Origin of the sequence: Weizmannia sp. FSL W8-0676 (genome assembly GCF_038593015.1) — a bacterium.
Classification (GTDB): Bacteria; Bacillota; Bacilli; order Bacillales; family Bacillaceae_C; genus Weizmannia; species Weizmannia coagulans.
In genome coordinates, this window is the sequence record NZ_CP151954.1 from 694,824 (window position 1) to 708,722 (window position 13,899).

Here is a 13,899-nt window from a genome sequence, read left to right on the forward strand (position 1 = left end):
TTATTAACTTGGCTTATACAATCAGTAAGGAAAAGGTAAGATTACATATGAAAAGAAATAATATATCTACACAAAAGCAGTTAGCAGAGCAACTAGGCATTAGCAAAAGTCAGCTTTCAATGATACTCTCTCCTAATTTTAATCCTATTAAATCAAATGCAATGAAACTGTGTGAGCTCTTGGGTGTAAACTTTGAGGATATAATAGAATCAGAACAGTTAGAATTACCCCTAGATAGTACAGATTTTTTAGAGAAGTCTCAAGAAAAAGAAATCAATACAGCAGACTTTGAGGGGCATGACTTTGTAGAAGTTAGAGGAATAAAACCAAATAAAGACTATTCAGTTGTTGAACTATTTGCGGGAGCAGGAGGTCTCGCTCTTGGTCTTGAAATGGCTGGGTTCCATGCTAAGGGTCTTGTAGAACTTGATAAACATGCCTGTCAGACTCTAAGAAAAAATAGGCCTAATTGGAATGTTGTTGAGGAGAATGTAATAAAGATTGCTGAGCAAGGCATCAGAAACTTTTTTGATGTTCCTATAGGAGAACTGGATCTATTATCAGGAGGCTATCCTTGTCAAGCTTTTAGTTATGCAGGAAAGAAGATGGGATTATCTGATGCTAGAGGTACACTGTTTTACTATTATGCACAAATATTAAAACAACTACTGCCTAAGATGTTCCTAGCTGAAAATGTTAAAGGATTAGTAAATCATGATAATGGTAGAACATTAGCTCTGATGATAAAAGTATTTTCTGACATTGGTTATACTGTTAAATGGCATGTATTAAGAGCATTAGATTATGATGTGGCTCAAAAAAGGGAAAGAATTGTAATCATCGGAATTAGAAATGATTTAGTTGAAAAGTATAATCTTAAATACTATTTACCTAAACCCTATGGATATAAGCTTACTTTAAGGGATGTTCTCAAAGATGTTCCACCATCTGATGGGGTTAAATATCCCGAGTCTAAAAGGAAAGTTTTAGACCTCGTACCTCCCGGGGGATATTGGAGAGACCTACCTGAAGAAGTGGCCAAGGAGTACATGGGCAAAAGTTACTACTCAGGAGGAGGTAGAACAGGAATGGCTAGAAGATTATCATGGGATGAGCCATCGCTAACATTAACCTGCTCACCCGCTCAGAAACAAACTGAGAGATGTCATCCTGATGAAACTAGACCATTAACAGTTAGGGAATATGCAAGAATACAAAGTTTTCCCGATAGTTGGGAGTTTGAGTGCTCTACAGCTAATGCTTATAAACAAATAGGAAATGCTGTTCCTGTAAACATGGCTAAGGCTGTAGGATTATCCATTATAAATGTATTGAATCAAATTAAATAAATTGGAGTCAGTTCAGCTTCTGTAAAATTATTAGTTAGACTGATTTTCATATTACTAGCTAGGAAGTATCTATTAGATATAGGATTTTTGATGAGGCAGTAGCGAATTACAAAATTGAATAGAGAATAATAAAGAAATAAAAGGGGATGGATGCTTTAAACACATCCATCCATCCTATTCTTAAAAATCATACTTTTCTTTATCCTCGGCAACTAGCTTTTTTTCAACTTTAGATTCTAACTCCTTAGGTTTAAGGCTCTCCTCAATCTCTATAGCTAGGGAGTTAATTACTTTATCCATTAATTCAGTACCATCATATTCTGAGGCAACCTCTCCAATAGCACCAGTAAGTCTATCGTAAAAGTCCTCTTCACCAGTAAGCCTATACCAAAACTCCGCTCCAACAATGACAGGGTATTCTTGATTAATTTTTTTATAATGTCCACTTAGCTCTTTAGGAGTTCCGTAAAATACACCGACTATAAGGTCATTTAATCCAACGCTAAGGTTATTAGTTCTAGCAAGATTTTTTACTCCCGCAAAATGCCCTTTTATTGTTTCAACATCATCTTTATTGATTGTATTTGGTCCCGCCTTAATTTGGCAATATTTTCTCCTACCATCTGACTTATCAATAAATTCAATGTCAATCCCTGATGTAGTTGACGCAAAGCCCTCTAAAACCTCGCTACAAAACTTTTGCAGCTTGTTACCAAAAGTAGTATTTATAGATGTACCTAAAACTCTTGGATAAATGAGAGCTTTTGCAATGCTTTTGGGGTCATCATTACCAGTTAAAAAACTAGCCTTATACCTGTCTAAAAAAGGATTAAGATGGAATTCCTTTAACTTAGTTAGTTTTTCAGTATTGGAAATATGGCTAGGAGCAATTTCCTTTCTAAAAAATTCTTTTGCTTTCTCAATAATTTCATCATATTGACTACTCACTTTTGTCCTTCCTTCCTTTGCTCTAATAGGTAAAAATACTCTTTATTTCAATATTACTATTTTCCTCTCATAAACGAAAGTTGTATTTTGCAAAAAGTATTCATGATCGGCTTACTCCCAACCCGGGCATAAATAAATGAAATGACATCTTCCTTTTTGACAAAAACATTACCAGTAGAAGAGATGTTCCTTATATGCTAACGGATAAATAACCAAATAGACTATAATCTTCCATATTAAGAACTTTTTTAAGATGTTTTTTTCGTGATTACATCTATTAATTTGATGAATGCTTTTATTATAAATGTGATTACTGCAGCGATCACAAAAGATCCAAAGATCAAGGCAATATAATTAACATTTATACCTGGAGACATTATTTGTAATGCAAATGCAACTAAGACGATCAAATAAGTAATAATAAACGTTTTAGATAAAAAGAAGCTTTTCAAGCCGCACACCCCCATTCATCATTCATGTTATGCCCAGACCAAGCCTTTAAACAATTTTATTATAGCATCATTTAGAAATCGTTTCCATAAAGGCTAAGGAAAATTAATTTTTTTCTGAACTGTTATTCAACTCATCTTTGCATAATAAAGGCGTGAATACGTGGATCATCACATTTCTTCTTCGGGAGCAACCGTACGAGGTAATTGCGATGTTACAGACTCCTTGTAGCCCAAGGGTTTGAAAAAAGGATAAAAAAATTTTCCCCCTAAAAAGAGGGGGAAACAAGCAAAAATGATAAAAAAATAAGGAGTGGACAAAAATTCCACCCCACTGAAACAAAAACAGGTGAACCCGTTTCCCCAGTAGGTTAAAATAGTTTTAGGACTAACATCTTAACACTGGGAGTTAACACTGGGAGGTTCACCTGTATGGCTATTATACCACAAATGAGTCTGTTTACATGGAAAGAAATTGAGATTCTTGGAGATTTAGACCGTCTTCGCCTTGTACTGGACTACATGCCTGATGAAGCGTTCATGCAAAGCCTTGAAAAGAAAAGGGGGAAGGGTCGTAATGACTACCCCGTTCGTGCCATGTGGAATTCTATCTTGGCAGGCATTGTATTTCAACATGAAAGCATTGAGAAATTACGCCGTGAACTCTCCCGTAATGGCCAATTAAGGGAGATGTGTGGCTTTGAAGGGCAGGTTCCAACTTCATATGCCTATACGCGCTTTCTAAAATCCCTAATCCGTGACGAAGAAATGATGGATAAAATGTTTGAGACTTTGGTAGAACAGCTCCTGGAACGGTTGCCGGATTTTGGTAAACGCTTGGCAATCGACAGCAAGGCGATCTCATCGTTTTCTAAACATCCGAACAAGCATGAAACCAAGGATGGCCGCCGGGATCTGGATGCAAATCATAGCCAGAAGGTTTACAGTGGTGTGACAAAAGAAGGCAACCCATGGCAAAAAGTTGTGAAATGGTTTGGCTACAAACTGCATCTGGTGGTGGATGCAACCTACGAGTTACCGGTAACATTCAAGGTTACAAAAGCGTCTGAGTCAGACATTACGGAAGGGCATAAACTCTTAGAGCAAATGGAAGAAAAGCAGCCAAAGCTTCTGAAAACAGCGGAAACGATGGCGGGAGACCGGGGTTATGATGACACGAAGCTGATTACGAAACTCTGGGATACGTATAAGATTAAGCCCATCATTGATATTCGCAATATGTGGAAAGACCCCGACAAAACACGATTACTCCCGGGAAAGGAAAACGTCGTTTATAACTACAAAGGAACCGTATCCTGCGTATATGCCCTGAAACAGGTAAACAACGGGAAATGTGCAACGGGGGATTTGAGAAAGACCGCCAGAAACTAAAAAAACTTTGCCCGGCGAAACAAATGGGAGTGACATGTGAAGGCAAGGCTCAATGCCCCGTGGCACAAGGGCTCCGTATCTCATTATCTGAAGACAGGCGTATTTTTACACCCATTGATCGATCGAGCTATAAGTGGAAAAAAGAATACAACAGACGTACAGCTGTAGAGCGCGTGAACAGCCGGCTTGATACTTCTTTCGGCTTTGAACTTCATACAATTCGGGGAATGGCTAAAATGAAGCTGCGTTGTGGACTGGCACTCTGTGTCATGTTAGCCATGGCCTTAGGCCGGATCAAAGAGAACCAGGCTGAAAAAATGAGAAGCCTCGTTTCTTAACTTATCCATATAAAGAGCCTTTGCCAAAATGCTGTATCTCCTGAAGCAGTAGGCAGTCAGACAATTAAAGATCGTGGATTTATTCCACTATAGAAAAAGGTATTTGCACGAATATTATGACAAGTATAAAAGAAAAAATGGTGAGTTTTAATTTCAGTGGATAAATTCGCTTATTATCAATATCTGAATTTTTCCATTTCAGTCGGTTTTAGACGAGTTTTAATAGATTAGGCTACTCATTCCCCTGGTAAATATTGTAAAATGGAAAAACATAATTATTTTTGAAAAAAAAGTGCCATGAAAGTCACTCCTTTGGTAAGATATAAGTACTACCCAATATCCAGTATCCAAGGAGTGATTTCATGACTACTTCTATTCTAACACAAACCAGAGATTTATCAATACAACAAAATTTGATTCCCCACAATTGGCAAGACTATGCCGATATACCATTTGTCATTCCAGCCATGTGTTTCCCATGGGAGATTTTTAAGCCGATTGAACGAGAATACTACACCCTTTTATATTTGCACCTAAAAAATGAAAGAGCACATGATCCTTCTAATGAAATACAACCGGCACTATTTTCAATAACGGAGGAAGAAGACAAGTCTGCGTCTTCATTATTTCGTCCCTCTCCCGCAGGGAGAAAACCGCATCCTTTCATGCCCTTTTTTCGTGCTTTTGAACTGGCCTCTTTACAGTATATTGAAGTGATGGTGGAGAGTGTCTATTTGCAAGTGAAATCAAACCCGCTATTTGCCACCATGTGTGGATTTACGGAGAAAATTCCGAGCTACCGTTCCTTTGCTCGTTTTGATCAAATCATGACAACAAATGGTCTTTGGGAAAAAGCCCGGCTATTGGTTGTTGAATATAATAAAGGGGAAGGCGTGGTTGAAACGAATGAGGAAGCAGCCGCCGTGGATACATCGCATATAGAGGCAGAAGCAACCTTGAATAAAACAAGGAAGACGTGTTCTTGTGAGGGTGATTGCGATTGCCCCAAAGTCCTTACGGACGACAATGTAGGGGTAATGCGTAAAAGTAATGCAGTTTCCTATATTGCGCATAAATTATCAATGGTATGCGGGGTGAAATCCGGCTTGCCTTTGACGCGGGAAGTATTCAAAGGAAATACACCTGATGGGAAAACATTAGAAACGACATTGGAGACGTTTAAGGCGGAGCACCCCGAGATGGCTGAGCAGTTGGACTTTATCTTGGCAGATGGAATCTACCAAACGCCGGAAAATCAAAAAGTGACAAAGGACGTATTACAGGCGAAATTGGTGGCACCCATCAACCCACGGAACCGTAAAGATAAACCAACTTCCGCCCGGGGAATTGAAAAAATCAATCGGTACGGCACCCCCATCTGTATCAGTGAACATAAAATGGACCTTAGAGGATCTGATCGGGAAAAGGGGCAATATATTTACACTTGTCCTGTATTTCATCCAAATGCTAGGCAAGAAGGACTCACCTGCCCGCTGTCGAATCACGTGGAATGTTGTAATGGGGCAGCACAAGGAAGAGTATTTCGGCTGGACTTTGATCAAGCGCCTCAAGTAGACGTCGAGTTGCCCCAACATGGGCGGAAATTTAAAGTGTTATATAGTGCCAGAACGATCATCGAACGAATCTTTGGCATTCTAAAAGACGGATATAGTCTCCGTCGTGTTCACAAGCGTGGAAAACAGGCAGTTGAAGCGCATGTGGATCGTTGCATGATATCTATGCATATCATGGCAAATATGGCGTATCATCAGACAGGAAAGGCCAATTGTGGATGGACACGCCATCGACTGAATTAAGTTATTCACAGGTGGATATGTGAATAAGTCAAATGCAGCGTCTCCTTTCCACAAAGGGTAGTGAAAAAAACCCATTTTGTGAAGGCAGGATACGTATGCCCTTTTTTGGAGAAAAATAGCCATTTTATTTTTATTAAATTTAAAAATCTGGAAGAAAAGGCAAAAAACGAGATAATTAATTTTCCAGAGCCTCGCTCAAGGGTATATTTTTTATTTTGGCAGAGGCTCAAAGGAAATCAATTTCAAAAAAAGCGCTTGTGGATCATTGGATTCGTGCGCCTTTTTTTAGATACATTTCTATATTTTTTTCAACAATTATCTGATAACAGTACATTTTTTAAGCGTGCAAAATTGACTTTATAGTGAAAATGGGCATATATTTATCTGACAATATTATATTTCTGGTGGTGTTCTATTTGCATTGAAAGAAAAATTGTTAACATCGCAAAAAGCTCAGTAAGCAAAATCGATTGACTTATACAACCCGTGTTGCGGATCGTTCCTGGATTGACATGATGAAAAGTCTGCTAACTGTCGAGCATATATCAAACGCTTTAGATATCGGGTGCGGAGGAGGGATTTATTCGAAAGCCCTGGCAGATATGGGCGTTCAAACTGTTATAGGCATCGATTTTTCGGAACCGATTCTTGAAGGAGCGAAGGAAAATTGTAAAGACTATAAAAATATCTCCTTTCAACTCGGAAACGCTTATGATACAGGCTTAGAAAGTCAAAGCTTTCAATTGGTGATTGAAAGAGCGTTAATACACCATCTTTGGGATTTGCATGCTTGTTTTAAAGAAGCACACAGACTGTTAAAGGATGGCGGGGTTTTTATTATTCAAGATCGCACACCCGATGATTGCTTATTAGAAGGAGATAACACAAACATCAGAGGGTATTTATTTGAGTTATTTCCAAAATTAATTGATGAGGAAATAAAACGCAGGCATAGCAGCCAAACGGTCATCGAGGCTTTGCAAGAAGCAGGGTTCAAAAAAATTGAAGAAGTTAAATTATGGGAAACAAGAAAGGTGCACGAAAATAAAGCGCAATTATTAAAAGACATAAGTGAAAGAACAGGAAGAAGCATTTTGTATGAACTGGATGATAAAGAACTAAGTTTGCTGACCGATTATGTCCAGAAAAAGGTGACAAAGGAAAATAACATCATTGAAAAAGACCGGTGGACAATATGGAAGGCAACTATTTAGCTGATTGACCCGTCTGCAGGGCATCGGGTAAGACCAACCGCCTACTTTCCCCAATTTTTTCAGGCATAAAATTAAAAGGTCTGGAAATGTATCAAAAGGGGGATGTTCAATTTTATTTACTAAATCCTGAACAATATTTATGTGTTTGTGAGGCGTCCTCAAAGGATAGCTATAGAGCACCTGAAAAAATGATATATAAGTCCTGAAATTGAAGTATTTTTAACCATTTTCGGCCATTTCCTGGACAGTGCCGAAACGCGGCAAATTAGGGAAAGTGGCCGGTACTACTATTTTAGGCCGGGCCAGAATCAGTGCCCGTCAATGTCGAAGCAAACGCTATTGATTGAGCATCGTTTTAAAAAATGCAAGGGTCGTCTCATGGCTGACCCAGATTCTGCTATAGGACGTCCTGATATCTCACAGCACTTGAGCATCATTCTGGCGATGACAGCCCTTATATTAAATGTTAGAATAAGGTAATCTCATATATTCATAGGGGGACAAGATGGTCAAATTTGGATTTAAGTGCGTGATCTCTTTTGTAATGGCTTTCGCTTTTGTATTCCCCACTTTTTCAAATGGTTTGTTCATCAAGGCGCATGCATCTTCCATTACTGTCAAACATGCAACCAGATCGGTGAACCTTGTTTCGAAAGCATCAAGCGCCGGCAAAAAAGTTGGCACTTTGCCCGGCAATGCACCGGTATTTGTCACCGGTTCGTCGGGCAGCTATTACCGCGTTCAATTTCAAAATAAAACGGCCTATGCGTATAAAAAATATGTGGCAAACGGCAGACCAAAGGCGTGGTATACCGGCTATGCTGCTGATACAGTGTATTTGCACGACATTCGTACGGGAAAAACATTGAAAAATACGCTTTATCTCGCAACGCCGGTTACCGTTTATGCGAAACAGGGCCACTGGCTGACCATTGGTTATGCAGACGGCTATTACGGATATGCCCAAACTTACGATACCCATATTGTCCGCTACGCCAAACGGGGAATAGATTTATCATATTTGCAACCATCCGGGACAAACGGGATTGATTTCAAAAAAGTGAAAGCGGCGGATTTCAGCTATGCGATTATAAAAGCAAGTGAGGGAACCGATTTGCCAAAAACGGGCACCAAGGATTATTTTGTCCAGGATGTTAAAGCGGCAGCCAAAGCCGGTTTAAAAGTTCATGTTTATCACATGTTTGACGCCACTTCCATAACGGCCGCGAAACAGGAAGCAGACCATTTTGCGCAGAGGCTAAGTCCTGTGAAACAACAGATTGGCTATGTTTTTGTGGATGTCGAATACGAGAATCTATCGAAAAACAAAGATACTTTAACCCGCTATGTGGATGCCTTTATCACCGAGTTGAAAAGCAAAGGATTCCAACATACTGGGATCTATACGTACTACGATTTTTACAAGAATCGTTTAAATGCATCGAAACTGCCCAAGGGGAATCTATTATGGATTGCACGTTATAACGCAACGCTCGGCATGCAGGCTGACGTTTGGCAGCATCGTAAAACAAACTGTAAGATCAACGGCGTAAAAGGAAATTTTGATTTCGATCTGACTTACAACAAGGCCATTGGCGGCTAAGTTTTTTGTAAAAAATGGAACGGCAGATAACCAAACAGTATTTGTTTGTGTACATGATGGATAAAAATAAAACGCGGGGCATATGTATGAAATGGGTTGAAGTTCATGCGCATTTTCCGGACGTGGTGTCTGAATGGAAATGCCAGCCATTGATGACATTGAAAACGGTAATGAAGGTTGGAAAGTCTAGTAAAAGCGCGTGCAGAAAATCAAAATCGCGAATGATGTATTTTTCAGGCTGGGGTGCAAAGAAGCGTATCAGATTTCAAATGGATAGCCATGTACCTCTAGTATCTGTTGAAATGAAATACAAAGACCAGGGACCTACCATCAGGATGAAACCAGGTCTCCCAACAGCGGAAGACGGCTGTTGGGAGACCTTTATTTTTATGCGCGTGTGAAGAGGGGCCCTTCTGCCGTGGCGTTCGTTGCCTGTACTTTTTTGCCCTTATGGATTTGTAAGCAAATCTTCCAAAGCTTGCCGGAGCGTCGGGAACATGAATTCAAATCCTGCCTGCATGAGGACTTCCGGGCGTACATGCTGGCCTTCAAGCACAAGGCTGCTTTTTTGCCCGAGTGCCAGTTTCAAGGCAAAAGAAGGTACGGGAAGCCAATGCGGCCGGTGTAAAACAGCACCAATGGTTTTGCCAAATGCCTTCATCGTTATAGGCGAAGGGGCAGTGACATTGACCGGGCCGCGGATGTTCTCATTTTTAATAGCAAATAAGATCGATCTTACTACGTCTGTTATATGCACCCACGAGACCCATTGATTGCCGGAACCGACTGTGCCGCCAGCAAACCATTTATACGGCAATACCATAAGGGGCAGTGCTCCGTTTTCCTTTCCAAGCACAACGCCGAATCTCAATAAGACAGTACGGATGGCATGTTTTTCTGCTTGCTTCGCATTGGCTTCCCAACCCGATACCGTCCTGCCAAGAAAATCATTTGCCCTTTGCAATGATTTTTCAGTATACACAGCATTGCGTGATGGCGGATAGATGCCGATTGCACTTGCATTGACCAGCACTGCCGGTTTGCGCGGCATGGCAGACAGGATGCGCAACATTTCATCTGTTGCGCACATCCGGCTTTCATAAATTTGTTTTTGGTGTTTGGCACTCCATCTTCCATCGTTTATGGACACGCCGGCCAAGTTGATGAATACATCCGCATTCCCTATTTCATTTTCGGGAGAAGCATCTTCCACCAGCCATTTTACATACTGCACACGATTTGCCGGCTGCTTGTCTTTCCTTGTTAAAATGACCACTTCATGCCCTTCGCGAAGAAGCATATCCGTTAATTTCCGCCCGATAAATCCGGTCCCACCAGCGATCACAATCCTCATTTTTGCCCTCCGTTCTGCAAATTTCACCACGGTTTGCAACTTAAGTCAGGAATAAATGGGCACGAATGATGAAAAATCAAGGTTTCCAACTCATTCGTCCTTGTTTATGGGAAAAAGCCTTCTGTGATGTTCCCGGAGCAGTCCCGATATTAAAAAGTTAATGGAAGACGACATTTTAATCAAGATTAGGATGATAAATCTCCTGTTGCACAAAATTCGGGACTATGATATGGTAAAATTAATGAAAATGAATATTCGCAATCGTCTACTAGGGGCGCCGGATTGGCTGAGAAGTACCCTTAGAACCTGATCTAGTTCGTACTAGCGTAGGGAAGTAGGTAATGAAATTACACCTGATGATTTGTAATTGATACACCCGCTTTCCGATGGAGGGCGGGTTTTTTATTTTGAAGCTGCTTAGGGCAAAGGGAGAAACCAGCCTGCAAACCGCAATCGGTTTCCCGGTAAACAAGGAGGAATCATTGTTGAAACGATCTTTTACAGAAAGGCTATATCAAAATGTCCAGCCGATTTGGGAGAAAAACCATAACCATCCTTTTGTCGTGGGACTGGGGAACGGAACTTTAGAAAGAGATAAATTTATCTATTATTTAAAGCAGGATTACGTATATTTAGTTGAGTACGCAAAACTGTTTGCCATGGGTGTTGTGAAAGCGGGTAACCTGGACATGATGACGAGATTTGCTGCGGTTCTCCATGAATCGTTGCATTTTGAGATGGAACTGCACCGCCAATACGCTGCCGAGTTTGGCATTACACGCACGGATTTAGAAGCAACTCAACCAACGCCGGCCAATCTTGCTTACACAAGTTATATGCTGCAAGTGGCCGCCAATGGAAGCTTGGCTGAACTTGTTGCCTGCTTGTTGCCGTGTGCCTGGGATTATTGGGAAATTGGGAAACTGCTGAAATTAAATCATCGAGACACATTGGAGACCAATCCTTACAAGAAATGGATCGAAACCTATTCTTCAGAAACGTTCGGCTCCGGAACGCAGTGGTTAATTGACTTAATGGACCAACTGGCAAGCGGAAAATCAGAAACGGAACTGGCAGTCTTAGAACACCATTTCCAAATAGCCTCAAAGTATGAGTATTTATTTTGGGATATGAACGATAAAAAACAAGACTGGCCGGTCTGATTTTCATTCGCAACTAAAAAGGAGGGAGGGTTGGTTCTAATGAGAAAAACACAAAAAATAACAGCAACTGCAGTTATTGCGGCTATCACAACTGTATCCAGCAGCTTGATTTATATCCCGGTAGGTTTTGCAAAAATTTTTCCGGTATAGCATTTTGCCAACATACTCTCGGCTGTTCTGCTCGGCCCCGGTTATGCGGTTGCGCAAGCTTTTATATCCTCGCTTTTACGTAACTTGCTTGGGACAGGGAGTATTTTTGCCTTTCCGGGAAGCATGATCGGCGCGTTTTTGGCAGCTTATCTGTACGCGAAGACGAATAAGCTCATTTTTGCCTTTGTTGGGGAGGTCATGGGGACAGGCATTCTCGGTGCCTTGGCATGTTATCCCATTGCTGTTTTCTTACTCGGCCAAGCGTCAACGCTTTTCGGATTTATCCCTGCCTTCTTTTTAAGCTCTTTTGCAGGGGCCATTTTTGGCTATGTTTTGATAAAAGTTTTACAAAAAAATAAAGGGTGGGACAGAATGATCAATCATACCGTAAGCAACCGTAAGCTTTGAGCGAAGCACCACGGAGGATTGAAGGCATTTGCCACGGTACATACAGGTTGCAAGCAGCCGGTCAAAATCCATGCCAGCAAAATCAGGCTCTTGAAAACAGAGCCTGATGCTGTTGGCATTATGACGCACTCCGGCATAGTCCCATTCATTGCATGCCATTTTGCTATAATCCCAGATTACGAAAGTAAAATAGTAATTTAAAATAAAAAAGTGCCCCATCCTTTGGTATAATTGATTTTGAGAAAAAACAATAACCAAGAAAGGGGGCACCTTTAAGGTGAATTATATCATTCCTGTCTCAAGAATTAAATATGAATTCAATTTAAAGAATAGTACAAAATTTAGTGGCATCCTCCCATTTCTGCAATTTCTGGAACGGATGAAAATCCAGCAGACTTTCCGGGGGTTTGATTGCTTAAAGAAAGACAATGCCAAATTTCCTCTAAGTAAAATATTTGTATATCTGATTGCGGGCTGGATGGCAGATTGCTCCCGTATGTTTCATTTTCAATCACTCCGGAATGACCCTTTGATTCGTGCTTTCTTAGGAGGAAAATGCCCGCATTATACGCTTTTAAGCAAGGATCTATTAAGGTTGGAGAAAATCGAGGATGCTGCCATAGAATTCAAAGAACGGGTGATGGACATCATCGAACCATGGCTGGATTCCGATCTCATTCTTGACTTTGATTCAAGTGTCGAAACGGTTTATGGAAACCAGGAGGGAGCAAAAATCGGGGTGAACCCCCATAAGCCGGGCAGAAAAAGCTACCACCCCCTTCTCGTTTTTGAAGGAAAATCCCATCTTTGCTTAAACGGTGTGCTAAGACCGGGAAACGTCCATTCAGCTGACAACGGAATTGAATTTGCCGAGGAAACCTATCGATTGCTTTCCGCTCAGTACCTTATCCGGTACGCCCGTTTTGACAAGGGATTTGGCGGAGAAAAGTTTTACAGTTATTGGGAGCAACAGAAGATTAACTACGCCGGCAAACTGAAATGGACATCAAGATTGAAAAAGTATGTTGAAAACGACAATTCTCCGTGGATCCGGTATGTTGATAATGAGCTGATTGTTATAGAGGGAAAAACAGTCTACTACCAAGCAACTTCCTGGGAAAAGCCAAGAAGAGTTGCGGTCATCCGAAAAGCTGACAAGTATGAGGAAGACCAGCTTCAATTGTTTGATTTTCTCTGGGATTATGAAGCCATTGTGACAACGATGGACTGGGAACCTATGGATATTTGGAGATTTTACATCAGAGAGCCTGTCTGGAAAACTATATCAAAGAGTCTAAATAGGGTTTTTCGATGGACAAGATTCCAACAGATTCTTTCGGGGCAAATCATATGGATCTTCTGATTAAATTACTGGCGTACAATTTATTCGAGATCTTTAAAAAGGACCATTGCCCGGCTGCGTTCAAGTCCTATACCATCAGACGGTTTCGAAGAGAGTTTATTTATTCGGCCGGCGTGCTGACGTCTCACAGCCGGAGGGTCTCATTGAACATTTGTGAGACATATGCCCACAAATGGGCATTCCGGAAAATGATTCAAAGTGTGCGCATGATTGATTGAGAGACAGGAACTGAATACTGGAAATTAAAAAGCCCGCAAAGGTGGGGAGGGGGAAAGTATACCTTCAACCACCTGAAATTATAGATTTGGATTCCATATTTTACATTTACTTCCACGTGTGTGGATTTTAGCT

8 protein-coding genes, 3 pseudogenes and 1 riboswitch are annotated in these 13,899 nt (G+C 40.8%); of the genes and pseudogenes, 9 read left to right on the forward strand and 2 right to left on the reverse strand.

What is annotated here, in order from left to right; genetic code table 11:
- The first annotated feature begins 8 nt into the window (after positions 1–8).
- Positions 9–1,349, forward strand: coding sequence for a DNA (cytosine-5-)-methyltransferase (dcm, locus tag NST20_RS03300; protein ID WP_013860441.1), 1,341 nt, complete (start codon positions 9–11; stop codon positions 1,347–1,349).
- A gap of 180 nt (positions 1,350–1,529) precedes the next feature.
- Here the strand turns inward: dcm and NST20_RS03305 are convergent, their stop codons facing one another.
- Positions 1,530–2,297 carry a PmeII family type II restriction endonuclease gene (locus tag NST20_RS03305; protein WP_013860442.1) on the reverse strand — a complete coding sequence of 256 codons (768 nt, stop codon included), beginning with the start codon at positions 2,295–2,297 and terminating at the stop codon, positions 1,530–1,532.
- Between the two features lie 881 nt (positions 2,298–3,178).
- Here NST20_RS03305 and NST20_RS03310 point away from each other — a divergent pair.
- The 5 genes and pseudogenes from NST20_RS03310 (at position 3,179) to NST20_RS03330 (ending at position 9,511) form a co-directional block, all read left to right on the forward strand.
- Positions 3,179–4,476: pseudogene (locus NST20_RS03310) on the forward strand (transposase).
- A gap of 362 nt (positions 4,477–4,838) precedes the next feature.
- A complete protein-coding gene (locus tag NST20_RS03315) occupies positions 4,839–6,293 on the forward strand; it encodes a transposase (protein WP_342399540.1) in 1,455 nt (484 codons plus the stop codon).
- A gap of 470 nt (positions 6,294–6,763) precedes the next feature.
- Positions 6,764–7,507: a class I SAM-dependent methyltransferase gene (locus tag NST20_RS03320; protein ID WP_061086788.1), complete on the forward strand. Its 744-nt coding sequence runs from the start codon at positions 6,764–6,766 to the stop codon at positions 7,505–7,507.
- 505 nt (positions 7,508–8,012) lie between these two features.
- Positions 8,013–9,110 (forward strand): GH25 family lysozyme, encoded by a 1,098-nt coding sequence (locus tag NST20_RS03325; protein WP_328194180.1) that lies wholly within the window; start codon positions 8,013–8,015, stop codon positions 9,108–9,110.
- Between the two features lie 86 nt (positions 9,111–9,196).
- Positions 9,197–9,511, forward strand: a complete 315-nt coding sequence (locus NST20_RS03330; RefSeq protein WP_237348977.1) for a hypothetical protein — start codon at positions 9,197–9,199, stop codon at positions 9,509–9,511.
- A gap of 47 nt (positions 9,512–9,558) precedes the next feature.
- Here the strand turns inward: NST20_RS03330 and NST20_RS03335 are convergent, their stop codons facing one another.
- Positions 9,559–10,464, reverse strand: a complete 906-nt coding sequence (locus tag NST20_RS03335) for a TIGR01777 family oxidoreductase (protein WP_327076450.1) — start codon at positions 10,462–10,464, stop codon at positions 9,559–9,561.
- Between the two features lie 260 nt (positions 10,465–10,724).
- Positions 10,725–10,814, forward strand: a riboswitch (TPP riboswitch).
- Positions 10,815–10,850: 36 nt separating this feature from the next.
- Here NST20_RS03335 and tenA point away from each other — a divergent pair.
- The 3 genes and pseudogenes from tenA to NST20_RS03350 all read left to right on the forward strand — a co-directional run bounded on the left by tenA (position 10,851) and on the right by NST20_RS03350 (position 13,766).
- Positions 10,851–11,627 (forward strand): thiaminase II, encoded by a 777-nt coding sequence (gene tenA, locus NST20_RS03340; protein WP_342400066.1) that lies wholly within the window; start codon positions 10,851–10,853, stop codon positions 11,625–11,627.
- A gap of 39 nt (positions 11,628–11,666) precedes the next feature.
- Positions 11,667–12,185: pseudogene (thiW, locus tag NST20_RS03345) on the forward strand (energy coupling factor transporter S component ThiW).
- Positions 12,186–12,462: 277 nt separating this feature from the next.
- Positions 12,463–13,766, forward strand: a pseudogene (locus tag NST20_RS03350) (IS1380-like element ISBco2 family transposase).
- Positions 13,767–13,899 lie beyond the last annotated feature (133 nt).

Coding starts and splice junctions, on each gene's coding strand:
- NST20_RS03335 (WP_327076450.1), bottom strand. CDS start 10,464: ATGAGGATTGTGATCGCTGGTGGGACCGGATTTATCGGGCGGAAATTA.
- NST20_RS03315 (WP_342399540.1), top strand. CDS start 4,839: ATGACTACTTCTATTCTAACACAAACCAGAGATTTATCAATACAACAA.
- NST20_RS03325 (WP_328194180.1), top strand. CDS start 8,013: ATGGTCAAATTTGGATTTAAGTGCGTGATCTCTTTTGTAATGGCTTTC.
- NST20_RS03330 (WP_237348977.1), top strand. CDS start 9,197: ATGAAATGGGTTGAAGTTCATGCGCATTTTCCGGACGTGGTGTCTGAA.
- tenA (WP_342400066.1), top strand. CDS start 10,851: ATGGAGGGCGGGTTTTTTATTTTGAAGCTGCTTAGGGCAAAGGGAGAA.